The sequence below is a fragment of the Nonomuraea sp. NPDC050404 genome (assembly GCF_040655495.1).
GTDB lineage: Bacteria > Actinomycetota > Actinomycetes > Streptosporangiales > Streptosporangiaceae > Nonomuraea.
In genome coordinates this window covers 85,615-106,973 of record NZ_JBFAKB010000028.1, presented here as the reverse complement: position 1 = coordinate 106,973, position 21,359 = coordinate 85,615, and the positions used below count along the sequence as shown (strand labels likewise).

General features: G+C 70.9%; 22 protein-coding genes. 12 read left to right on the top strand and 10 right to left on the bottom strand.

Features of this window, described 5'->3' with window-relative positions:
* Positions 1 to 22: 22 nt before the first annotated feature.
* Entirely contained in the window at positions 23 to 625 is a 603-nt protein-coding gene (locus tag AB0I81_RS50070) for a hypothetical protein (protein WP_360674082.1), read from the bottom strand.
* Between the two features lie 71 nt (positions 626 to 696).
* Here AB0I81_RS50070 and AB0I81_RS50065 point away from each other — a divergent pair, with 71 nt between their 5' ends.
* Positions 697 to 2,118 carry a PLP-dependent aminotransferase family protein gene (locus AB0I81_RS50065; RefSeq protein WP_360674079.1) on the top strand — a complete coding sequence of 474 codons (1,422 nt, stop codon included), beginning with the start codon at positions 697 to 699 and terminating at the stop codon, positions 2,116 to 2,118.
* 93 nt (positions 2,119 to 2,211) lie between these two features.
* On the opposite strand, the gene AB0I81_RS50060 is transcribed toward AB0I81_RS50065, so the two are convergent.
* The 3 genes from AB0I81_RS50060 to AB0I81_RS50050 form a co-directional block, all read right to left on the bottom strand.
* On the bottom strand, positions 2,212 to 2,454 hold the full coding sequence (locus AB0I81_RS50060; RefSeq protein ID WP_360674076.1) for a hypothetical protein: 243 nt from the start codon (positions 2,452 to 2,454) through the stop codon (positions 2,212 to 2,214).
* Between the two features lie 61 nt (positions 2,455 to 2,515).
* Entirely contained in the window at positions 2,516 to 3,124 is a 609-nt protein-coding gene (locus tag AB0I81_RS50055) for a trimeric intracellular cation channel family protein (RefSeq protein WP_360674073.1), read from the bottom strand.
* An 11-nt stretch (positions 3,125 to 3,135) separates the two neighbouring features.
* Complete coding sequence (locus AB0I81_RS50050) at positions 3,136 to 4,617, bottom strand: oligopeptide:H+ symporter (protein ID WP_360674070.1); 1,482 nt, start codon at positions 4,615 to 4,617, stop codon at positions 3,136 to 3,138.
* A 139-nt stretch (positions 4,618 to 4,756) separates the two neighbouring features.
* Between AB0I81_RS50050 and AB0I81_RS50045 the strand changes: the two genes are divergently transcribed.
* The 3 genes from AB0I81_RS50045 (at position 4,757) to AB0I81_RS50035 (ending at position 8,825) form a co-directional block, all read left to right on the top strand.
* Positions 4,757 to 6,592 carry an AMP-dependent synthetase/ligase gene (locus AB0I81_RS50045; protein WP_360674067.1) on the top strand — a complete coding sequence of 612 codons (1,836 nt, stop codon included), beginning with the start codon at positions 4,757 to 4,759 and terminating at the stop codon, positions 6,590 to 6,592.
* Between the two features lie 71 nt (positions 6,593 to 6,663).
* On the top strand, positions 6,664 to 8,169 hold the full coding sequence (locus AB0I81_RS50040; RefSeq protein ID WP_360674065.1) for a hypothetical protein: 1,506 nt from the start codon (positions 6,664 to 6,666) through the stop codon (positions 8,167 to 8,169).
* A 155-nt stretch (positions 8,170 to 8,324) separates the two neighbouring features.
* Positions 8,325 to 8,825, top strand: a complete 501-nt coding sequence (locus tag AB0I81_RS50035) for a hypothetical protein (protein WP_360674062.1) — start codon at positions 8,325 to 8,327, stop codon at positions 8,823 to 8,825.
* A 123-nt stretch (positions 8,826 to 8,948) separates the two neighbouring features.
* Here AB0I81_RS50035 and AB0I81_RS50030 read toward each other — a convergent pair whose 3' ends face one another.
* Entirely contained in the window at positions 8,949 to 9,593 is a 645-nt protein-coding gene (locus AB0I81_RS50030; RefSeq protein ID WP_360674059.1) for an NAD(P)H-binding protein, read from the bottom strand.
* Positions 9,594 to 9,780: 187 nt separating this feature from the next.
* Here AB0I81_RS50030 and AB0I81_RS50025 point away from each other — a divergent pair, with 187 nt between their 5' ends.
* The 3 genes from AB0I81_RS50025 (at position 9,781) to AB0I81_RS50015 (ending at position 12,447) form a co-directional block, all read left to right on the top strand.
* Positions 9,781 to 10,149, top strand: coding sequence for a helix-turn-helix domain-containing protein (locus AB0I81_RS50025; protein ID WP_360674056.1), 369 nt, complete (start codon positions 9,781 to 9,783; stop codon positions 10,147 to 10,149).
* Between the two features lie 149 nt (positions 10,150 to 10,298).
* On the top strand, positions 10,299 to 11,288 hold the full coding sequence (gene moaA, locus AB0I81_RS50020; RefSeq protein WP_360674054.1) for a GTP 3',8-cyclase MoaA: 990 nt from the start codon (positions 10,299 to 10,301) through the stop codon (positions 11,286 to 11,288).
* A 13-nt stretch (positions 11,289 to 11,301) separates the two neighbouring features.
* Positions 11,302 to 12,447 carry an NTP transferase domain-containing protein gene (locus AB0I81_RS50015; protein WP_360674051.1) on the top strand — a complete coding sequence of 382 codons (1,146 nt, stop codon included), beginning with the start codon at positions 11,302 to 11,304 and terminating at the stop codon, positions 12,445 to 12,447.
* Positions 12,448 to 12,751: 304 nt separating this feature from the next.
* Here AB0I81_RS50015 and AB0I81_RS50010 read toward each other — a convergent pair whose 3' ends face one another.
* Positions 12,752 to 13,066, bottom strand: coding sequence for a DUF3099 domain-containing protein (locus tag AB0I81_RS50010; RefSeq protein WP_360674048.1), 315 nt, complete (start codon positions 13,064 to 13,066; stop codon positions 12,752 to 12,754).
* A 99-nt stretch (positions 13,067 to 13,165) separates the two neighbouring features.
* On the opposite strand from AB0I81_RS50010, the gene AB0I81_RS50005 reads away from it, so the two are divergent.
* On the top strand, positions 13,166 to 13,378 hold the full coding sequence (locus tag AB0I81_RS50005; RefSeq protein ID WP_360674046.1) for a dodecin: 213 nt from the start codon (positions 13,166 to 13,168) through the stop codon (positions 13,376 to 13,378).
* Between the two features lie 392 nt (positions 13,379 to 13,770).
* Positions 13,771 to 14,328, top strand: coding sequence for a hypothetical protein (locus tag AB0I81_RS50000; RefSeq protein WP_360674044.1), 558 nt, complete (start codon positions 13,771 to 13,773; stop codon positions 14,326 to 14,328).
* 44 nt (positions 14,329 to 14,372) lie between these two features.
* Here the strand turns inward: AB0I81_RS50000 and AB0I81_RS49995 are convergent, their stop codons facing one another.
* Positions 14,373 to 15,743: a metallopeptidase TldD-related protein gene (locus tag AB0I81_RS49995; protein ID WP_360674041.1), complete on the bottom strand. Its 1,371-nt coding sequence runs from the start codon at positions 15,741 to 15,743 to the stop codon at positions 14,373 to 14,375.
* Positions 15,743 to 17,236, bottom strand: a complete 1,494-nt coding sequence (locus AB0I81_RS49990; RefSeq protein WP_360674038.1) for a TldD/PmbA family protein — start codon at positions 17,234 to 17,236, stop codon at positions 15,743 to 15,745. The genes AB0I81_RS49995 and AB0I81_RS49990 overlap by 1 nt, the downstream gene beginning before the upstream one ends.
* A gap of 77 nt (positions 17,237 to 17,313) precedes the next feature.
* Between AB0I81_RS49990 and AB0I81_RS49985 the strand changes: the two genes are divergently transcribed.
* From AB0I81_RS49985 to AB0I81_RS49975, 3 genes are all read left to right on the top strand, one after another.
* A complete protein-coding gene (locus AB0I81_RS49985) occupies positions 17,314 to 18,009 on the top strand; it encodes a beta-ketoacyl-ACP reductase (RefSeq protein WP_360674035.1) in 696 nt (231 codons plus the stop codon).
* A 1-nt stretch (position 18,010) separates the two neighbouring features.
* Positions 18,011 to 18,775, top strand: coding sequence for an enoyl-ACP reductase FabI (fabI, locus tag AB0I81_RS49980; protein WP_360674032.1), 765 nt, complete (start codon positions 18,011 to 18,013; stop codon positions 18,773 to 18,775).
* 93 nt (positions 18,776 to 18,868) lie between these two features.
* Positions 18,869 to 19,927, top strand: coding sequence for a cobalamin B12-binding domain-containing protein (locus AB0I81_RS49975; protein WP_360674029.1), 1,059 nt, complete (start codon positions 18,869 to 18,871; stop codon positions 19,925 to 19,927).
* A 1-nt stretch (position 19,928) separates the two neighbouring features.
* On the opposite strand, the gene AB0I81_RS49970 is transcribed toward AB0I81_RS49975, so the two are convergent.
* Both AB0I81_RS49970 and AB0I81_RS49965 read right to left on the bottom strand, forming a co-directional pair.
* Positions 19,929 to 20,282 (bottom strand): STAS domain-containing protein, encoded by a 354-nt coding sequence (locus AB0I81_RS49970; RefSeq protein WP_360674026.1) that lies wholly within the window; start codon positions 20,280 to 20,282, stop codon positions 19,929 to 19,931.
* A gap of 100 nt (positions 20,283 to 20,382) precedes the next feature.
* Entirely contained in the window at positions 20,383 to 21,225 is an 843-nt protein-coding gene (locus tag AB0I81_RS49965) for a hypothetical protein (protein WP_360674023.1), read from the bottom strand.
* Positions 21,226 to 21,359: the final 134 nt, after the last annotated feature.

Below are 21,359 nucleotides of genomic sequence, written 5' to 3'. Positions count from 1 at the left end.
ATGCCCGTCCCCGGCCACGGGATCACGTCAGAGGGAACCAGCGGGTGAACAGTTGCGTCAACGGCCCGATGGCCAACGCGAACACCACCGTCCCCACGCCGACCGTGCCGCCCAGCAGGAAGCCTGCGATCAGCACGGTGACCTCGATGGACAGGCGCGCCAGCCGTACCGACAGGCCCAGCCGCACCAGGCCCGTCATGATGCCGTCACGGGGTCCGGGACCCATGCCCGCCCCGATGTAGAGCAGCGTGGAGAAGGCGATGGTGACCACGCCCAGCAGCAGGTAGAAACCCTGGAACGCCAGGTGTTCCGGCGTGGGCAGCAGGAAGATCGAGGCGTCCGCGAACACGCCGACGAGCAGCACGTTGCTGATGGTGCCGAGCCCCGGCTTCTGCCGCATCGGGATCCACAGCAGCATCACCAGGGCGCCCACCACGATGACGGCCATCCCGATGGACATGCCGGTGCGCAGCCCGAGGCCCTCGTGGAAGACGTTCCAGGGGCCGTTTCCGAGCTGGGACTTCACCTGGAGGGCGATGCCGAGCCCGTACAGTGCCAGGCCGCCGTAGAGGCGGAGGAGGCGGGCGGGCAGGGAACTCGGCAGCGGGACGGTTGTTTCGCTCATGATGGCACCAGATTGGCACCCTCCGGCTTGCCAAAACAGAGCCAATCACGAAAATTGGTCTTATGCGGCATATGTCGGCAACACAGGTGGCCCGGCTCGTCGACGTCGATCCGGCGGCGCGCCCGTACTATCGCGCCCTCGCCGACGGCGTACGCGACCTCATCATGGACGGCCAGATCCCGGTACGCGTCCGCCTGCCCGCCGAGCGCCACCTCGCCGAGGCCCTGCACGTCAGCCGCACCACCGTCACGGCCGCCTACGACCTGCTGCGCGAACGCGGCTACCTGCGCAGCAGGCAGGGCTCGGGCAGCTGGACCGCACTGCCCGACCCCGCCACGATGCCCGGCAACCCGTGGCTGGCCACCGGCGGCGACGGCCTCATCCAGCTGCACATCGCCGCCCCGCCCGCCCCCACGTTCCTGATCGCCGCCATGGCGCGGGCGGTGGAGGACCTTCCCCGGTACGGCCTGGGCAACGGCTACGACCCCATGGGCCTGGCGCCGCTGCGCGAGCGGATCGCCGCCCGCTACTCCGCCAGGGGAGTGGCCACCAGGCCGGAGCAGATCGTCGTCACCACCGGCGCCCAGCACGCGATCCAGCTCGTCACGGGCCTGCTCGTCGGCGCGGGCGACCCGGTGCTGGTGGAGTCGCCGACCTACCCGCACGCCATCGACGTCGTACGCCACCGCGGCGCCCGCATCGTCCCCGTCGGGATCTCCCACGAGGGCTGGCAGCCCGACCTGCTCGCCGGGGCCATGCGGCAGTCCGGGGCGCGCCTGGCCTACCTCATGCCCGACTTCCAGAACCCGACCGGCGCCCTCATGGAGGACGCGGTGCGCGCCGCCGTCACGGGCGCCGCCCGGCGGGCCGGCACGCTGCTGCTGGTGGATGAGACCTGGTCGGAGCTGGCGCTGGAGGAGGTGCCGCACACGTCCCCGATGGCGGCGTTCGACACCGACAGCCGCGTCATCAGCGTCGGCTCGGCCTCCAAGCTGTGGTGGGGCGGGCTGCGCATCGGCTGGATCCGCACCACGGCCGCGCTGGCCCGGCGGCTGGTCAGGTTCCGCTCGATGGTCGACATCGCCAGCCCGCTGCTGGAGCAGCTCGTCGTGGCGCAGCTGTTCGACCAGCTTGCGGAGACCCGCGCCGAACGCCGCCGCACGCTGCGCGCCTCACGCGACGCGCTGGTTTCGGGGCTGCGCGAGCACCTGCCCTCGTGGACGTTCGAGGTGCCGCGCGGCGGGGGCTCGCTGTGGGTGCGCCTGGACGGCGCCGGCTCGACCCCGCTCGCCGAGGCCGCCCTCTCCCACGGGATCCGCGTGGCGCCCGGCCCCTGGTTCGGCCTGGAAGGCACCCTCGAAGGCTCCCTCCGCCTGCCCTACACCCAGCCGCCCCAACTCCTCGCCGAAGCCGTCACCCGCCTGCACGCCGCCCACACCCACGGCCCCATCTCCGCCCCCCACCCCCCGGACCCGCTCATCACGATGGTGTAGCGGGGTACACCTCAACGCCGGCGCCGTGCCGCAGGATCGGGGTGCTCGGCCTGCAGCACATGAACGCATGCCGAGGCGTCAACGACGATCACCTCAGTCGCCGCGGCTCTCGTGGATGGCCGCGAGGATGTCGTCGTTGCTCGGCCCGTTCTCGCGGGGTCGCCGCAGCGCCCGCTCCACCACATCGGCGGCAGTGGGGCGGGTGATGAGCCGCAACTGGCGCCGCAGATAGTCGGACACGGTCAGCCCTTCCGCCTCCGCCTGGAGGCGAATCGCCTCATACGTCTCATTGGGGATGTCGTCGATCCGTATCGACTTGGCCACGCTCTGTGTCACCTCCCTCACGCTAGCCGTTTCCAGGGTGCGATGTGGTCTGCTTTCCCGTAATTCGCCGCCGTCACTCACTGAGACCCCTGGCCAGCGGTGCGCGCCAGTTGCGGCGCATCGCGGCCAGGCGAAGCCCGAAGGCCAGTACCGCCGCCGCCAGCGTGGCGGGCCAGCCGTGCAGCCCGTACGACGACAGCCCCGCCATCACCCCCGACCCCATCAGCGCCGGCAAGGCGTAGAGCTGGCGGTCGTACAACAGGGTCGGGATCTCCCCGGCCAGCACGTCACGCAACATCCCCCCGCCCACGGCCGTCGTGACCCCCAGCAGCGCCGCGTGCAGGGGATTGAGGCCGTACTCCATGGCCTTGCCCGTGCCGACCGCGCAGAACAGGCCGAGCCCGGCCGCGTCCAGCACCAGGATGGCCGGCATCACCCGGGCGACGTGCGGATGCCAGAAGAAGACGATCACGGTGGCCACGACGGGGACCAGCACGTACCCGAGGCTCTGGAAGGCGGCGGGGCGCACGTTCAGGATGAGGTCGCGTACGACGCCGCCGCCCAGCGCGGTCATCTCGGCCAGCACCCCCATCCCGACCACGTCGAGCCGTTTGCGCACCCCCATGAGCGCGCCGGACAGGGCGAAGACGAAAATGCCTGCGAGGTCGAGAATTTCGGACACGTTCGGAATGTCTACCGCATCGCGGGCTCGTGGTGCTCGGCCATCATCACCCGCAGCCGCCGCGTGAACACGAACAGCGCCACCCCGGCCACGATCGCGATCGCCGCCAGCACCAGGTAGTACATCGGCTCGGACAACACCCGGTTCAGCCGACCGGTCTGCCCGCCGACCGCGTCGCCCACCGACACCGCGATGAACCAGATCCCCAGCATCTGCCCCTTGAACGCCTCCGGCGCCAGCTTTGTCGTCACCGACAGCCCGACCGGGCTCAGCGACAACTCCCCGAACACCTGGATCAGGTAGACCAGCACCAGCCACCACACCGACACCCGCCCCGCCCCCGCCAGCCCCGCCGCCAGGGCCATGACCACGAAGCTCAGACCCACCATGACCAGCGCGAACCCGAACTTCTGCGGCGTGCTCACCCGCGTGCCCAGCTTCACCCACAACGCCGCGAACACCGGCACGAAGATCATGATGAACAGCGGGTTGAACGACTGCGTCGTGGCCTGATGGATCCGGATGCCGAACAGCGTCAGGTCCGTGTGGTCCTGGGCGAAGAACAGCAGCTTGCTCGGCGCCAGATCGAAGATCATCCAGAAGATGGACGCGGCCGCGAACAACCAGATGTAGGCCCGCATCCGGATGCGCTCGTCCTCGGTCAGGTCGTGGCTGCCGAACATGATGTAGCCGAAGTACACGACCGGCACGATCAGGATGACCAGCGTGAGCGCCACGGTGAACCGGTCGGTCGTGAGCGTGCCGGTCATCGCCCAAGCGCCCAGCGCGAGCGCCGTCAGCAGCACGCCGAGGATCACCACGCGGCCGAAGCGGCGGCGTTCGCGGCGCGACAGGCGCATGCCGGGGCGCTCGCCGACGCCGCGCAGGGACCCGCGGCCCAGGACGTACTGGATCAGGCCCAGCGCCATGCCGACCGCCGCCGCGCCGAACCCCAGGTGCCAGCGGTCGCCCGTGGCCAGCCAGCCCACCACGAGGGGCGCGAAGAAGCCGCCCAGGTTGATGCCCAGGTAGAACAGCGAGAACCCGGCGTCCCTGCGCCCGTCGTCCTCCTCCGGGTAGAGGCGGCCGACCATGACGGAGATGTTCGGCTTGAGCAGGCCGGAGCCGGTGATGATCAGCAGCAGGCCGAGCCAGACGAAGAACGGCGACGTCACCGGGATCGCCATGCTGATGTGCCCGAGCATGATGACGAACCCGCCCCAGAACACCGACCTGCGCGCGCCCAGGATGCGGTCGGCGATCCAGCCGCCCGGCAGCGCCACCAAATAGATGAGCGCGCCGTAGACGCCGACGACCGCCTGCGCGGTCTCCTGCGACAGGCCCAGGCCCTGGTTGGCGGGGGAGGCGGCCATGAAGGAGGCGAGGATCGCGCGCAGGCCGTACCAGGAGAAACGTTCCCACATCTCGGTGCCGAACAGCGTGGCCAGGCCCCACGGGTGCCCGAAGAAGGTCCTGCCGCCGCCTCTGGTCATGCGCGCTCTCCCGCGTGTACGTACCGCACTTGCTTGATTACTCTACGCAAGGTCGGCGCAGGGGCTTGCCGGTGACTCGGCGGTGTGGTGCGATGCAGGTCACATTCATGTAAGTGAATACTGACCGGAGGCGGGTGCCATGGCCGAAGTCCTCGAAGTCCGGGCCGAGATCGAGCGGCAGATCGATGGCCGTACCGTGTGTGAGCGGCTTGAACAGGCGGCGGAACGATATCCCGACGCACCCGCCTATTCCGACCCGGAAGGCGACGGCTGGCGCACGCTCACCTACGGTCAGGCCCGCCTGCGCGTCCTGGAGATCGCCGCCGCGTTCGCCGCGCTCGGGCTGGAGCCCGGCGAGGCGGTGGCCCTGATGATGGTCAACCGCAGCGAGCACGTCCTGGCCGACCTCGGCGCGGTGCACGCGGGCGGCGTCGGGTGCACGGTCTACTCGACGTTCGCGCCCGAGCAGATCGCGTTCGTGGCCGGCGACGTGGGCGCCCGCTACGCGGTGCTCGGCGGCCCGGCGGAACTGGCCCGCTGGGAGCCGGTGCTGGACGGCCTGGACGGCCTGCGCAAGATCATCATGCTGGAGGGGGCGCCGGCCGGCGAACGCTTCATGAGCTGGGCCGACTTCCTCGACCTCGGCAGGGACCGGCTGGCCACCGACCCCGCCGGCATCGAGGCCCGTTGGCGCGCGGTCACCCCCGGCGACGTGGCCACCGTGCTCTACACCTCCGGCACCACCGGCACCCCCAAGGGCGTGCCGCTCACCCACGCCAACATCTTCTACGAGGTCGCCGCCACCGACCGCCTCACCTCGCTGCCGCAACTCGGCACGCAGATCTCCTACCTCACCTACGCGCACATCGCCGAGCGCATACTCAGCCTCTACCTGCCCCTGGACAAGGCCTCCCACGTGCACTTCTGCACCGACCTGGCCAACCTGGGCGCCACGCTGGGGCAGGTGCGGCCGATGATGTTCTTCGGCGTGCCGCGCGTGTGGGAGAAGATGATGGCCCGCCTGCTCGCGGTGCTCGCCACCCAGACCGAGGAGCAGCAGGCCGCCGTGCACCAGGCCATGGCCGCCGGCGTCGCCAACATCGAGGCCGGCCAGTACGGTCACACGATCACCCCCGAGATCCGGGCCGCCTACGAGAAGGCCGACGCCTCGCTCCTGTCCGTCATCCGCGGCATGATCGGCTTCGACCGCGCGGAATGGACCGCCACCGGCGCCGCGCCGCTGCCCGACGAGGTCCAGCGCTTCTACGCCGGCCTCGGGCTCAAGGTCATCGACGTGTACGGCATGACGGAGACGACCGGCGCCTTCACCGGCAACAGCCCCGCCTGCTACCGCCTGGGCACCGTCGGCAGGGCCGAGCCCGGCGTCGAGATCCGCATCGCCGAGGACGGCGAGATCCTCACCCGCAGCCCGCTCAACACCGGCGGCTACCTCGGCCGCGCCGAAGCCACCGCCGAACTGATCGACGCCGACGGCTGGCTGCACACCGGCGACATCGGCTCGGTCGACGAGGACGGCTTCTACCGGGTCGTGGACCGCAAGAAGGAGCTGATCATCACCGCGGGCGGCGAGAACATCTCCCCCGCCGAGATCGAGAACCACCTCAAACAGCACAACCTCATCGGCCAGGCCCTGGCCTACGGCGACAACAGGCCGCACACCGTGGCCGTGCTGACGCTGGACGCCGAGGTGGCGCCCGGCTGGGCGCAGGCGCGCGGCATCACCTTCGGCTCACTCGCCGAACTGGCCGAACATCCGGAGGTGCTCAAGGAGGTCGACGCGGCGGTCCAGGCCGCCAACGCCAGGCTGGCGCGGGTGCAGCAGGTCAAGAAGTGGGCGCTGCTGGGCGTGGAGTGGACCGCCGAGACCGAGGAGCTCACGCCCAGCCTGAAGCTCAAGAGGCGGATCATCCACGCGAAGTACGCCGACATCATCGAAGGGCTTTATTCGGGCTGAACCCCGGTTTTGCCATTCGTGGCGTGTGTTGGGGTCCTGGCCATTACCGGACGGTTCCTACCGTCTCGATCATGACCAGAAGCCTACTTCTCGTCTCGCTCGCGGCGGGGTCGCTCACGGTGCCCGTGCCTGCTGCCTCCGCCGCGACCGAGCCCGCCATCCGCGCCATCACCGTACGCCCCACCGATCCGGTGGTCGGGGCGCACGGTTCCGTCAGCCTGGTGATCGACGTGATCGCCAAGGGCGTACGAGGTAAGGACGGCGTCTCCGTCAAGGTCGAGCCCGGCGCCCCGCCCGCCCAGACGATCGGCCAGTCACCCGCCACCCGACCGGCCGCGCCACCTTCCCACACGCCCGCCCGGCCACCGTCCCACGTCCCCGCCCGGCCACCGTCCCACGCCCCTGCCCAGCCACCGTCCCACACCCCCGCTCAACCACCGGCACGCCCTCCCGCGAAACCACCTGCGCGGAACCCCGCCCACCCGCCCGCGAAACCACCGGCGCAGGACACCGCCCGGCCTCCGGTTCATGCACCCGCCAAGCCACCCGCACAGGACGCCGTGCGCCCACCGGCCAAGGCACCCGCACAGGACGCCGCACGGCCACCGGCTCATACGCCTGCCCAGCCGCCCGCGCAGAACTCCGTTCGCCCACCGGCCCTGGCACCCGCCGAACCACCGGCCAAGGCACCGGCTCAAGGACCGGCCCTGGCCCCGGGGCAGGCGACCTCGACTCAGGCCTCACCCCTCGCCCCGGCTCAGGCGTCGGCGCCGTCACCTGCCATCGCCCAGCACCAGGCCCCGTCCGCCGGCACGCCCACCTCAGGCACGACCACCTCAGGCACGGCGCCCTTGGGAACGGCGTCCATGGGGAACGCACCTGGCGGCACCGCGCCCATGACCGGCGCCGCGTCCGGCGGCATCGCGCCCATAACCGGCACCGCGCCCATGACCGGGACGGCTTCCGGGGGCAATGCACAGTCACCCGCCTCCGTACCGGCCCCTCTTGAGAACCTGCAGCTGGCCCCGGCCTCCGCTCCCAAGGACGGCGTCCCCGCGGACGCCCGTGCCGAGCTACCCCCGCGACTGGTGTGGCGCCTGGCGCCGGGCGCGGCCCGGATGTCGGACGGCTGGCAGACCTGGCGCTTCCTGCCGGACAAGAAGCTCAACCGCTTCTATCCCGCGGGCACCTGGACGATCGCGGTGACCGCCAAGGGCGCGAACGGGCAGACGATCACGCAGTACTCCTCGTTCGAGCTCAGGCGCGAGACCAGGCTCGCGTCGGTACGGGCCGAGAAGTCGGCCGGCGCGGACGGCGTACGGCTGCGTGGCTCTCTGACGCGCGTGGACCCGCGCGGCCTCACCGACTACGGCCCGTTCGGCAAGCAGCGACTGGAGGTCCTCTGGCGCCAGGACCCGTCCGCGACCTGGGAGAGGGCGGGCGAGACGACGACCGACGCGGCCGGCGCGTTCGTCAGCACGGTCCAGGGCCGCACGGGCGGCTACTGGCGCGTCCGCTTCCCCGGAACAGGACACTACGCCTCGGATATCTCTAAATCCCGACAAATCGCACAATAGCGACTCAAAAGGTCGCTCGCTCAAACCCAGCAGCCGCCGCCGTTGCGGAATCGTGATCAACTTTGCCAGAACTTTTCCTTACCCTTACGCGTCATTGGCAATGGCGTGCCCCATTTGGGGTGCGTTGTTTCGGACGGGGAAGGATTTCTGTTCTGATGATGCGACGTCTCGCCGCCGGCCTGGCGGCTGCTGCTGTGGGTGCGACGATGGTGGCCACTGCCGCCTCGCCCGCGCTCGCGGACCCGGGCCTGGACCCGGATGTCGCGGGTGGCCGTACCAGCCTCTCGCTCGATGTGAACCCCGAGCCCGCCAGGAAGGGCAGGCCGCTGCACATCGAGGGCAAGCTCTCGGTCCAGTGCCAGGGCGACTACATCAGCGGACTGGTCGTGGTGCTCCGCTCCGACCGCTGCCAGAAGCAGGAAGGCTGGCACCGCCTGGCGTGGAAGCGGGTCGAGATCCTCTTCCAGCCGGCCGGCAGCGGCCGCTGGGAGCACGTGGACACGGTCCGCACCAGTGGTAACGGCTACTTCGGCCTGAAGGTGCCGGCTCGCTCGTCGGGTACGTTCCGCGCGGTGTTCGAGGGCAGCAAGTACCTCGCTCCCTCCGAGGGCACGGACTCGATCAGGGTCTTCGGCTACCGGGGCCACCGCCACTAGTGAAATCGCAGACGCCCGGCCACTCCCGGCCGGGCGTCCGCCATATCCAGGCCCAGCCCGACATCAGCCCCGGGCCAGCCCGACACCAGCCCGGGACCAGCCCGGGACCAGCGCGGTGCGGGATCAGTAGGAGACGGCGACCTGGACCCGGTGGTGTCCGGCGGTCTCCGCCTCGTCCACCAGCGCCACCGCCAGATCCGCGTACGAGAACGCCGCGTCCCCCTCGCGGGACTCGGGCACCCGCCCGTCCCCGAACCGGTACTTCCCGGTCCTGTCCGCCTCGGCGTCCAGGAACACGGGCGGTGGCGTGATGACCACCCAGTCGAGCGCCGACGCCGCCAGTACCTCCAGCTCCACCGCGTGCCCCAGCGAGAACGCCCGCGCTTCGGCGGATGCGCCAGGAGCGTCTATGAGCCGCACTCCGGGCGAGACCTCCAGCAGGGTGCCGATGCCCAGCGCCACCAGTCGCGACACCCCGGCCCGCGCCAGCCCGTCCACCAGCGCCCGCGAGGCCGCCGCGTAGAACTCCTCCGCCGGCACATCCAGCCGCGCCGACACCTGCAGCGCCACATCATGCCCCGCCGCCAGTCGCGCCACACTGTCGCCGTCGGTCACGTCTCCAGAGACCACCTGCACCCGCTCGCCGCCCAGATCGGGATATTTGGCCGGATCCCGCACCACGGCCGTCACCTCATGCCCCCGCCCGGCCGCCTCCGCGACCACCTTCGCCCCGGCCCGCCCGCCGGCCCCGAACACCACGAATCTCACGCCGAGCCTCCACCGCCATCACAACCGGCGACCGGGCCTTCCGGGCGCCGCCTTCGCAGAAGGTAGAGGGCGATGTGCCGGTTTCCGCAACGATAGTGACCCCGAGCGAGGCGTCCCAGTGACTCCGAGCGAGGCGTCGCCCATGACGCACTGCCCGCGAAGGCCGGGCGTTACCTACGATGGCGGCATGCTCGAACCACTTGATCCGGACATGTTCACCGGTTGCCCTCCACCGGCGGCGCCGATCCGCATCGGCGGCAAATGGACCCCGATGATCATGCGCTGCCTGGAGGCGGGACCGCGCCGCTTCACCGAGCTCCAGATCCCCTTGCGTGGAGTCACCCCGAAGGTGCTCACCGAGTCCCTGCGCGCCATGGAACGCGACGGTCTGCTCGCCCGCACCACGTACGACGAGATCCCGCCACGCGTCGAGTACGAGCTCACCGACCTCGGCCACAGCCTCCTCACCTTCATGGACGCCGGCTGCGCGTGGTCCCGCGAGCACCTGCCCGAGGTGCTGCGCGCCCGCGACGCCTGGCACTCCGCCGCCACCTGAGCCGGGAAGCCTCCCGGCCGGACAAGGGGCGGCGAGGAATCGATCTAGGGAAGAATGTGTTGTCGTGCGATGTAGCGGCGGATTTTGAGGACAGGCCGACAGCCGTCGTAGTCTGGCCCTCTGGCGAACGGAACAGGAGGTGACGCCCCATGTTGCGAGACTCGTTCGGACGGGTGGCGACAGACCTGCGGGTGTCCCTCACGGACAAGTGCAACCTGCGCTGTACGTACTGCATGCCGCCCGAAGGTCTTGACTGGCTGCCGAACGCCAAGCTGCTCACCGCCGACGAGATCGTCCGGCTGGTGACGATCGGCGTCGAGCAACTCGGCATCACCGAGGTCCGCTACACCGGCGGCGAGCCCCTCCTGCGGCGCGAACTGGTGGACATCGTCGGCCGCACCACCACCCTGACCCCCAGACCCCAGGTCTCTTTGACTACCAACGGCATCGGCCTGGCCCGCCTGGCAGAACCGCTGGCCGCCGCCGGGCTCGACCGGGTCAACGTCTCCCTCGACACGCTCGACGCCGCCACCTTCAAGCGCCTGGCGCACCGCGACAGGCACGCCGACGTGATCGCCGGCCTGGCCGCCGCCGACGCCGCCGGCCTGCGACCGGTCAAGGTGAACGCCGTGCTGATGCGCGGCGTCAACGACCACGAGGCCGCGCCGCTGCTGCGCTGGTGCCTCGACCAGGGCTACGAGCTGCGGTTCATCGAGCAGATGCCGCTCGACGCCCAGCACGGCTGGAGCCGCGAGGACATGGTCACCGCCGACGAGATCCTGGGCCTGCTGTCCGGCTCCTTCGACCTCACCCCCGACGACCTGGAGGAGCGCGGCAGCGCCCCCGCCGAGCGGTTCCTCGTGGACGGGGGCCCCGCCAGGGTCGGGGTGATCGGCTCGGTGACGCGGCCGTTCTGCGGGGCGTGCGACCGGGTCAGGCTCACCGCCGACGGCCAGGTACGCAACTGCCTCTTCGCGACCGAGGAGTCGGACCTGAAGGTGGCGATGCGCGACGGCGCCTCTGACGAGGAACTGGCCGCGCGGTGGGTGGCGGCGGTGTCACGCAAGCGGGCCGGCCACGGCATCGACGACCCATCGTTCCTGCAACCCTCCCGCCCCATGTCCGCCATCGGCGGCTGACCCCCCACCGGCCATGCCCGACGCCGCGCCCAGGCCACCCGGGAACCCACCCCCGTCCAGCAAAGCCACCGCCCAGCCACCTGCGCGCCCCAGCAACGCCACACCCAGCCATGGCATACGCGAAGCCGCCGCGCCCAGCGATGCCGCGCCCTACAACGCCGCGCCCAGCGATGCCGCGCCCTACAACGCCGCGCCCAGCGATGCCGCGCCCTACAACGCCGCGTCCCGCGAGGCCGCGTCCCGCGACGCCACGCCCAGTGACGCCACGCTCGGCGATGGCAGACGCGACGTCGCCGCGCCCGATGCATCCGGGCCGGATGAGTTCGCGCCCGATGAGTCCGCTCCCGGCTACGCCGCGTCAGCCCAGCCCTATGACGCCGTCATTCTCGCCGGTGGGCAGGCGCGTCGTCTGGGTGGGGCCGACAAGCCCGCGCTCACCGTGGGCGGCAAATCCCTGGTGGAGCACGTGCTGGCGGCCGTCTCGACCGCCCGGACCGCGATCGTGGCCGGTCCGGAGCGTGACCTGCCCGGGGTCGTGTTCGTCAGGGAGGATCCGCCGGGCGGCGGCCCCGTACCGGCCCTGACAGCCGGGCTGGACAGGGTGACGGCCCCCTGGGTGGTGCTCCTGGCGGGCGACCTGCCCTTCATGACGGCGAAGCACGTCAGCGCCATGCTCGGCGCCGCGCGTCAGGCGGGAGGCGGCGTCGTGCTGCTGGACGACGGCGGGCGCGAGCAGTGGCTGGCGGGCGCGTGGCCGGCCGCCGAGCTGAAGGGCGCCCTCGCCGCGTACGCGGGCCGCTCGCTCAAGGGCCTGCTCACCCCTCTGGTACGCGCCCGGCTGACACTGCCCGGACGACCCTGGTTCGACTGCGACACACTGGACGACCTACAGGAGGCTCGCATGAACGTGCTCAACGAATGGACCATCCTGGCCTGCAAGGAGCTGGGCATCGACCCGGCCCGCGTGGACCGCGACCAGATCCTCGACCTGACCAAGGAGGTCGCGCACGGCGTCGCCAGGCCGGCCGCGCCGCTCACGGCGTACCTGCTCGGCCTCGCCCAGGGCGCAGGCACCGCCCCCGAGGACGCCGTGGCCAGACTGACCACATTGGCGAAAAACTGGGGCGAGGAGACCGCCGAGACGCTGACAGACGGCTGACACTCGAACGAACTCTTGAAGTCAAGCCGGCGGATCCTGAAGATTTCCTGTGAATAACGAGGCGGGGGCGCGTGTAAACGATTTCGGGAAAGCCGCCCTATCCGACTTCGCGGCCGGCCGACACTGATCAGGAAACAGGTCCGGGAAAAGGGCGACGCCGGGTGGTTACGGGGGCAAACCACCCGGCGTCGCTTCATCGGCGTTCCGACGGGGGCCCGGAACGCCGGCACCAGCACTCCGACGGGGGACCGGAGCGCTTGGCTAAAGCGTACACCTACAACCCATGGGATGCGTCAAGACTTAGTCACGACCCGATCTCGCGTCGATGCAGCGGTATCTCGGTTTGGTTAGCTTCAGGGGTCTGAAAGGTAGGGGGAGGGGCTCCTCCTGACCTCTCATTGGCCCCGATTACCGCTATGTATGGCAAAAAGACGGCGGCGGCGATGAACAGCAGCCGGTACGGCCACGGCACCGGCACCACGACCGCCAGGATCAGGCAGATCGTCCGGATCCCCATCTTGATGAGGTAACTGACCTCTCGCTTGCGGATGTCCGCGCTCAGCGACGGCCGGGCGTCTGTGACCTGGTGGACGTCTGATTTTCTGCGCCACCCCTTCATGTCTTCCACCGTAGCCCCAGGGCGGGTCGGTGGCGATGCCGGCCCGGCGTGGGTGGAGGGGTCATGCGATCATGGCCTTCGGGTAAGGAGGATGTGGAGATGACGGATCGTACGTACCGGGTCACCGAGATCGTCGGAACTTCAGGGGAGAGCGTCGACCAGGCCATCCGCAACGGCCTCAGGAGGGCCTCCGAGACACTGCGGCACCTCGACTGGTTCGAGGTGACGGAGATCCGGGGGCATCTCGACGGGGGAGAGGTCGCGCACTTCCAGGTCGGCATGAAGGTGGGCTTCCGTCTGGAAGACGCCTGAAGCGTCCATGGCAGGGCGGTGACGGCCTCGCCGGCGCCGCCCACCGCCACGACCCCCGCCAAAGGCTCAGCGGCCCTCTCAGCGCCGCAACCCACCCACGAAGCCCTCAGCGCCGCCCACGAACTCGGTGCCGCTCACGAAAAGCTTTCAGCGCCGCAGCCCGCTCGCGAAGCCCTCAGCGCCGCCCCACAGCCAGCCCTCAGTGCGACAGCCCCGTTCGCGAAGGTGCAGTGCCACTCGCCCTGTGGCGGCAGGTGCGGCGGTTCGGGCGCGAATCCGTACAGCGCCGTACAGCCGTCATGAGTCCGGCGGTTTCGAGGACGAGCGTGACGCTTGCGTCTCCCGCACCAACCGCCTCACCCGTGCCGCCCCGAGCGGTTACATTGGCGCTCGTGAGTGGTGAGTTCCACATCCTGCTGGTGTGCACGGCCAACATCTGCCGCTCAGCCATGGCAGAGGTGATCGCCCAGGCGATGCTCCGCTCCGCGGCCATGCCGGTGGTCACGGGCAGCGCGGGAGTGCGCGCGCTGGTCGGGCACCCCATGGCCCCCCACGCGCTCGCCACCCTCGGCAGGCTCGGCCTCGACGGCCGCGCCCACCGGGCCAGGCCGCTGGACCTGGACCTGATCAGGCGGTCCGACCTGCTGCTGACCATGGAGAACGCGCACAACGCCGTGGCCGTGCACCTCGACCCGCAGGCGGCGGCCAAGACGTTCACACTGCCCGAGTTCGCCGCGCTGGCGGCGGGCGCGGGGGGCCGCCGCTACCGCTCGGAGACGGCCGAGCGGGCGCGGGCGATCGTCGCCTCGGCAGCCGAGCGCCGCGCCGGGCGGCGAGCCCTCGAGGTGTACGACCCGTACGGCGGTCCGCCGGAAGGCTACGAGGCCTGCGCCAAGACACTGGGCGAGGCGCTCAGCCACGCCCTGGCCGCCCTCCTGGGCCCCCGCTGAGACGCCCAGACGGTCGCGGTCCCGCTGAGACCGCGACCGTTCAGTCAGCTCGCTTGGCTGACCGTGGACATGTTGAAGTCGGGCACCCGCACCGGCGGCATGACCGTCCGCTGGAAGTAGTCGCTCCACTCGCGCGGCAGCGTCTGCTCCCCGGCGCCCACCTCCGTGATCCGCCCCAGCAGGTCCACCGGGCTCTCGTTGAAGCGGAAGTTGTTCACCTCACCCACGACCTCGCCGTTCTCGACCAGGTAGACCCCGTCCCTGGTCAGCCCGGTCAGCAGCAGCGTCTGCGGATCGACCTCGCGGATGTACCACAGGCAGGTCAGCAGCAGCCCGCGCCGGGTGGAGGCGATCATGTCCGGCAAAGACGCCCCGCCCGAGGGCCCTGACATGATCAGGTTGTCGATGCCGGGCGTCACCGGCAGCTTGCTCAGCTCCGCCGAGTAGCGGGTCTGCATCAGCGCCTCCAGCCGCCCGTCCTTGATCCAGTCGGTCGGCCCCAGCGGCAGCCCGTTGTCGAACACCGAGCTCTCCCTGCCGGAGGCGTGCGCCGTCACGAACGGCGCGCACGTGATGCCCGCCGCCGCGGGGTCGCTGGACAGCGAGACGGGCAGCGTGGCCAGTTGCTCGCCCACGCGGGTGCCCCCGCCGGGCTTGGCGAACACCGAACGCCCGTCCAGCGCGTCACGCGCCCCCGACGACCAGAACATGTAGATCATCAGGTCGGCCACCGCGCTCGGCGGCAGCAGCGTCTCATAGCGGCCGGCCGGCAGGTCCACCCTGGTCTTGGCCCACTCCAGCCGCTGCGCCAGCGAGGAGCCGAGCGCGGCCACGTCCACGTCGGTGAAGTCCTGGGTGGACACGCCGGTCCACGCCGAACGCTTCAGGTCGCCGGACTTGGCGTTGAGCTCCAGCCGCCCGGTCGGCTGGTCGTGCCGCAGCCGCAGGCCGGCGGAGGTGCCGAGGAACGTCGAGGTCAGCGAGTGCTCGGCGAAGCCGTACAACTTCCTGCCGCCGGCCTCGGCCGCCGCGAACGCCTCGCCGAGCGCGGGCGCGAATCCCTCGAACACCCCGATGTCGGTCGGCCGCACCTCATCGCCCCAGTGCGGGGCCGCGTCGCCGCCCTCGACGAGGGCGCGGGCGTCGTCGGCCGGCCTGGCCTCGCGCGCCGCCGCGTCGGCCGCAGCCACCACGTCGGCGAGCTGCTCCTCGCGTACGGCGGCCCGCGACACCACCCCCACGCTCTGCCCCGAGATCGAGATCACGGTGAGCTGGGACGAGCGCGCGACGCCGTTGGTGGTCAGCGTGTTCCCCGCGAAGCGCAGGTTGGCCGTGGACCCCTCGTCCACGAGCACCACACAGCCGTCATTCCGGGAGAGTTCGAGCGCCCTCTCCACCATCTCCTGGGGACCCACTACTTGCCACCCTCCTGCACGGTGTTGAGGATCCGCACGCCGCGCAGCAGCGCCGACGGGCATCCGTGGCTGACCGGCGCGACCTGCCCCGGCTGCCCCTTGCCGCAGTTGAACGCGCCGCCGAGCACGTACGTCTCCGGCCCGCCGACCGCCTCCATCGACTGCCAGAAGTCCGTCGTCGTCGCCTGGTAGGCGAAGTCCCTGACCTGCCCCTCCAGCCGGCCGTGGGAGATCCGGTACGCCCGCTGCCCGGTGAACTGGAAGTTGTAGCGCTGCATGTCGATCGACCAGCTCTTGTCGCCGACGATGAAGATGCCCCGCTCGACGCCCGAGATCAGCTCCTCCGTCGAGGGCCCGCCGGGCGCGGCGGCCAGCGACACGTTCGCCATGCGCTGGATCGGCATGTGGCCGGGCGAGTCGGCGAAGGCGCACCCGTTGGAGCGCCCGAGCCCCTTCATCAGCGCCATCCGCCGGTCGAGCTGGTAGCCGACCAGGATGCCGTCCTTGATGATGTCGAAGCTCTGCCCCCGCACGCCCTCGTCGTCGTAACCGATCGTGGCCAGGCCGTGGGTGACGGTGCGGTCGCCGGTCACGTTCATCAGCGGCGAGCCGTAGACCAGCTCGCCGAGCTGGTCGAACGTGGCGAAGCTGGTGCCCGCGTACGCCGCCTCGTAACCCAGCGCCCGGTCCAGCTCCGTCGCGTGGCCGATCGACTCGTGGATCGTCAGCCACAGGTTGGACGGGTCGATCACCAGGTCGTAGTCGCCCGCCTCGACCGAGGGCGCGGCCAGCTTCTCCGCCAGCAGCTCGGGCAGCCTGGCCAGCTCGTCCTGCCAGTCCCAGCCGGTGCCGGTGAGGTATTCGTACCCGCGCCCGACCGGCGGCGCGATCGTCGACATGTCGTCGAAGCCGCTCTCGGCCGCCTTCATCGCGTTCAGCTTCGGATGCACCCGCACCCGCTGCTGCGTGGTCACCGTGCCGGCCGTGTCGGCGTAGAACTTCTGCTCCTTGACCTGCAGCAGCCGGGCCGAGACGTGGTCGGCGCCCTTCAGCAGCCCGGCCGACCACTCGGCCAGCAGGCCCACCTTGTCGGCGGACGGCACCTCGAACGGGTCCACGTCGTACGCCGAGACCCACACCGCCTCGGCGTGCACCGGCTCGGGCGCCAGCTCGATCGGCTCCCTGTTGATCGGCGCGCTCACCTCCGCCACGCGCACCGCCTGCTCGGCCACCACGGCGGCGGCCTCGGGCGTCAGATGGATGCCGGCGGCGAACCCCCAGGTGCCGCCCTTGACGACGCGTACGGCATAACCGAGGTCGTCGGCGTCCATGGCGCCTTCGAGGCGGGCGTCGTACAGGCTCAGGGTCTCGGCCCTGACGCGTTCGAGCCGGAAGTCGGCGTGCTCGGCGCCGAGGTCGCGAGCGCGTTGCAAGGCGGCGTCCGCGAGCTGCCGCAGCGGCAGCTCCAGGAAATCGGGATCGATCTGGCGCATGTCCACGATCCTAACCCCGTGATCTTGTCTCACCCGGACAAGCCGATACCCGCCGGTAGGAGATAGCGTCAGTTCTCATGGCACGCTCTGTACTCGTCACCGGGGGCAATCGCGGCATAGGCCTCGCGATCGCCCGTGAACTCGCCGCGGCAGGCGACGCCGTCGCGGTCACCTACCGATCGGGGGAGCCTCCCGAGGGCCTGTTCGGCGTGCGCTGCGACGTCACCAGCATGGCCGACGTCGAGGCCGCGTTCGACAAGGTCGAAGCCGAGCACGGCCCCGTCGAGGTGCTCGTCTCCAACGCCGGCATCACCAAGGACACGCTGCTGGCGATGATGAAGGAGGAGACCTTCACCGACGTCATCGACGCCAACCTGACCGGCGCCTTCCGCGTCGCCAAGCGGGCCATCAGGCCCATGATGCGGCTCAAGCGCGGCCGGATCATCCTCATCTCCTCCGTCATCGGCCTGACCGGCCAGGCCGGCCAGGCCAACTACGCCGCCTCCAAGGCCGGCCTGGTGGGCTTCGCCCGCTCCCTGGCCCGCGAGTACGGCTCGCGCAACATCACGGTCAACGTCGTCTCTCCCGGCTTCGTCGCCACCGACATGACGGCCGAGCTCGACCAGGAGGCGATCGTGGCCAACATCCCCCTCGGGCGGCAGGCCGCGCCCGAGGAGGTCGCGCGCGTCGTGCGTTTCCTGGCCGGTGACGACGCCTCCTACATCACCGGGGCCGTGATCCCCGTCGACGGCGGACTTGGAATGGGGCACTGACATGGGCATTCTCGAAGGCAAGCGGATCCTGGTCACCGGGGTGCTCACCGACGCCTCGATCGCGTTCTCGGTGGCCAAGCTGGCCCAGGAGCAGGGCGCCACGGTCGTGCTGACCGGCTTCGGCCGGCTGAGCCTGGTGGAGCGGATCGCCAAGCGGCTGCCCTCGCCGGCGCCGGTGCTGGAGCTCGACGTCCAGAACACCGAGCACCTCGACACGCTCGCCGCCCGGGTGGGGGAGCACGTGGACGGTCTCGACGGCGTCGTCCACTCGATCGGCTTCGCCCCGCAGACGGCGCTGGGCGGCAACTTCCTCAACACCTCGTGGGAGGACGTCGCCACGGCCCTGCAGGTCTCGACGTACTCGTTCAAGTCCCTGGCCGTGGCCTGCCTGCCCCTGATGAAGGAGGGCGGGGCGGTGGTCGGCCTCGACTTCGACGCCTCCAAGGCGTGGCCGGTCTACGACTGGATGGGCGTGGCCAAGGCGGGCCTGGAGTCCTGCAACCGCTACCTGGCCCGCGACCTGGGCAAGCACAACATCCGGGTCAACCTGGTGGCGGCCGGGCCGCTGCGCACGATGGCGGCCAAGTCGATCCCGGGCTTCAAGGAGTTCGAGGACAGCTGGCCGGACAAGGCCCCGCTCGGCTGGGACCTGTCGGACACGCTGCCGACGGCCAGGGCCTGCGTGGCCCTGATGTCGGACTGGTTCCCCGCGACGACGGGCGAGATCGTACACGTGGACGGCGGTGTCCACGCCATCGGCGGCTGACCCGCGCCCGTCCGCTTGACCGTTCCCCCTCCTCGCGCGACGTTGGCCCAGGGCCCTGGAGCCCGGAGTCATCCGTGAGGAGGAGGCGGTCACATGGCGGACAACCTTGAGGACCTCATCGGGCGGATGTGGACGGCGGCCCTGTCCGGGGACGACCACGGCGCGGCCGACGCCGCGCTCGACGCGCTCGACGACGGCCTGCCGGTGGAGGACCTGCTGCTGGACGTGCTGGCCCCCGTCCAGTCGCGGGTCGGTGACGCCTGGGCCGCCAACGACGTGACCGTCGCGCAGGAGCACCTCGTGACCGGGGTCAGCGAGCGCGTGCTCGCCGCCGTGGTACGCCACCCGGCCGCCCGCGCCCGGCTGGCCGGCGTCAGGGGCCGGGCCGTGGTGGCGTGCGTGGACGGGGAGTGGCACGCCTTCCCCGCGCGGCTGCTGGCCGAGGTGCTGCGGCTGAACGGCTGGCGGGTCGACTTCCTGGGCCCGCACGTGCCCACGCCGTACCTGCCGATACACGCGCACGAGGCGGCGGCGGACCTGATGCTGCTGTCCGCCTCGCTGCCCACCAGGCTGCCTGCCGCCCATGAGGCGATCGCGGCCTGCGCCGGGACGGGCAAGCCCGTGCTGGCGGGCGGGGCCGCCTTCGGCGGGGACGGCCGCTACGCCCGCATGCTGGGCGCCCACGGCTGGGCCGCGGACGGGCGGGCCACCGCGGAGCGCCTGACGGGGGACCGGCCGTTCGGCACGACCGCCCAGGAACCGCCCCATGCGGTGGACCAGGAGTACGAGCAGATCATCGGGACGGCGCAGGACCTGGCCGGCTCCGTCATGTGGCGGCTGGGTGAGCGCATCCCCTCGATGGCCGCCTACAGCGAGCGGCAGCTCAAGCACACCAGGCAGGACATCCTCTACATAGTCGAGTTCCTGGCCATGGCGCTGTACGTGCGCGACCGCACCCTCTTCTCCCGGTTCCTGTGCTGGATGGCGGGTCTGCTCACTGCCCGCGGCGTACCGGAGCAGACCCTGACACCGGCCCTGGAACTGCTCGCGGACGTGCTGAAGGGCTGCCCCCGGGCGCTGGCCACGGTCGAGCACGGGCAGGAGGTGCTGCGCCGCGAACACGGCAAGGACAAGCCCGGGCACCCCTTCTGATTCAGGGGGACTCCTCACTCAGGCCGATCACGGCCTCGGCCACGGTGGCGAACAGGGGCAGCAGGCCCTCCAGCCCGGCCTCTCCCAGGACCCGGCAGATCGATCCGCGCTGGTCGACCAGCGCCATCAGCCCGCCCTGGCGTCGTACGTGATGAGCCAGCAGGACGAGCACGTCCACGCCGAAGTCATCAAGGAAGTGCACGTGGCTGACCTCGAGTATCAGCCGCCCGCCGGTGCCTCCCAGTTGCCTGATCTCCCGCTCGATCTGGTCCACGGTGGCATCGTCAAGGCTTCCGCGCAGGGCGAGGACCGTCCACTTGCGCTGGAAATCCGGAACTTGTCTGCGTTCCGCCACGCTCCCTGATCATCTCACTGGCTCGGCATGGATGGGGCAGACCCACACCTGCCCACAGGAAGGGGCGCAATCCGGAAATCGGAGAGGCCGGCGAATCCTTTTACGCCACCCGGTGCCGGCCGTTCCCGGCACGCACCGGCTCGAACGGAATCGACTCCGTGGGCTCCGTACGCTGCCGCCGCTGCTGCACGATCCGCGTCGCCAGCACGGCCGAGCCCAGCAGCGCGATGGTCAGCACCGTCCCCAGGACGTCGGAGGCGGGCGGGCTGGGGCGTACGACGCGCTGGTCCTGCATCGGCACCGCCAGCTCATGCGCGAAGGGGTTGGGCCACAGCAGGTCCACCCGCGGCTCCTCCGCGTGCGCCCGCTCCTTCTCGGCGACCGGCTGCCCGGTCTCCACGAGCTGCGGCCGGCTGTCCGGGCGGGTGGCCTGGCGCGTGGCGGAGGGCGTGGGGGTGCTCATCCAGCCCCTGCCGGTACGCGCCCTCGAAGAAGCGGGCGGGGAGGAGGGCGAGGCCCGCGGCGTCAGCCGGTCGACCACGCCCTGCTCCTGGCAGGCCAGCACGGGCAGGCACACCTCGTTGAGCGTCTCCGGCACCACCCCGGTGCTCTCCGGCTTGGGCACGGAGGTCTTCGGCGCGGGCTCCGGTTCCGGCTCGGACTTGGCCTTGGTGGTCGGGACGACCTCCCCGACCCGGCCGAGCACCTCGTCGGTGGTCTTGTCCAGCCCGTCGGTCACCTTCTCCGTGGTCCCGCCGGTCAGGGTGTTGACCGTGCCGGTGACCGTGTCCACGACGTCGCACAGGGCGTCGGTCACCCCTGAGAGCAGTCCGCCGCCGCGTGTGCAGTCCGCCGCGCTGGCCGACACGGCGGGCGCCGCCACGGGGACGGCCGCCAATGCCACCGCGAGAACTCCGGCCGAGATCGCGGTCCTGCTCCCCATCCGTCCCCTCCTGCGTCGCTTCCGGGGGAAATCTTTATGGACATCGCGCGTCAGACGCAGGCGTTTGCCGGGTAACGTTGCGATTCGGTATCGAGTAGTGATACGCGAGCCACTCTCTCGTTCCGGGTCCTCCC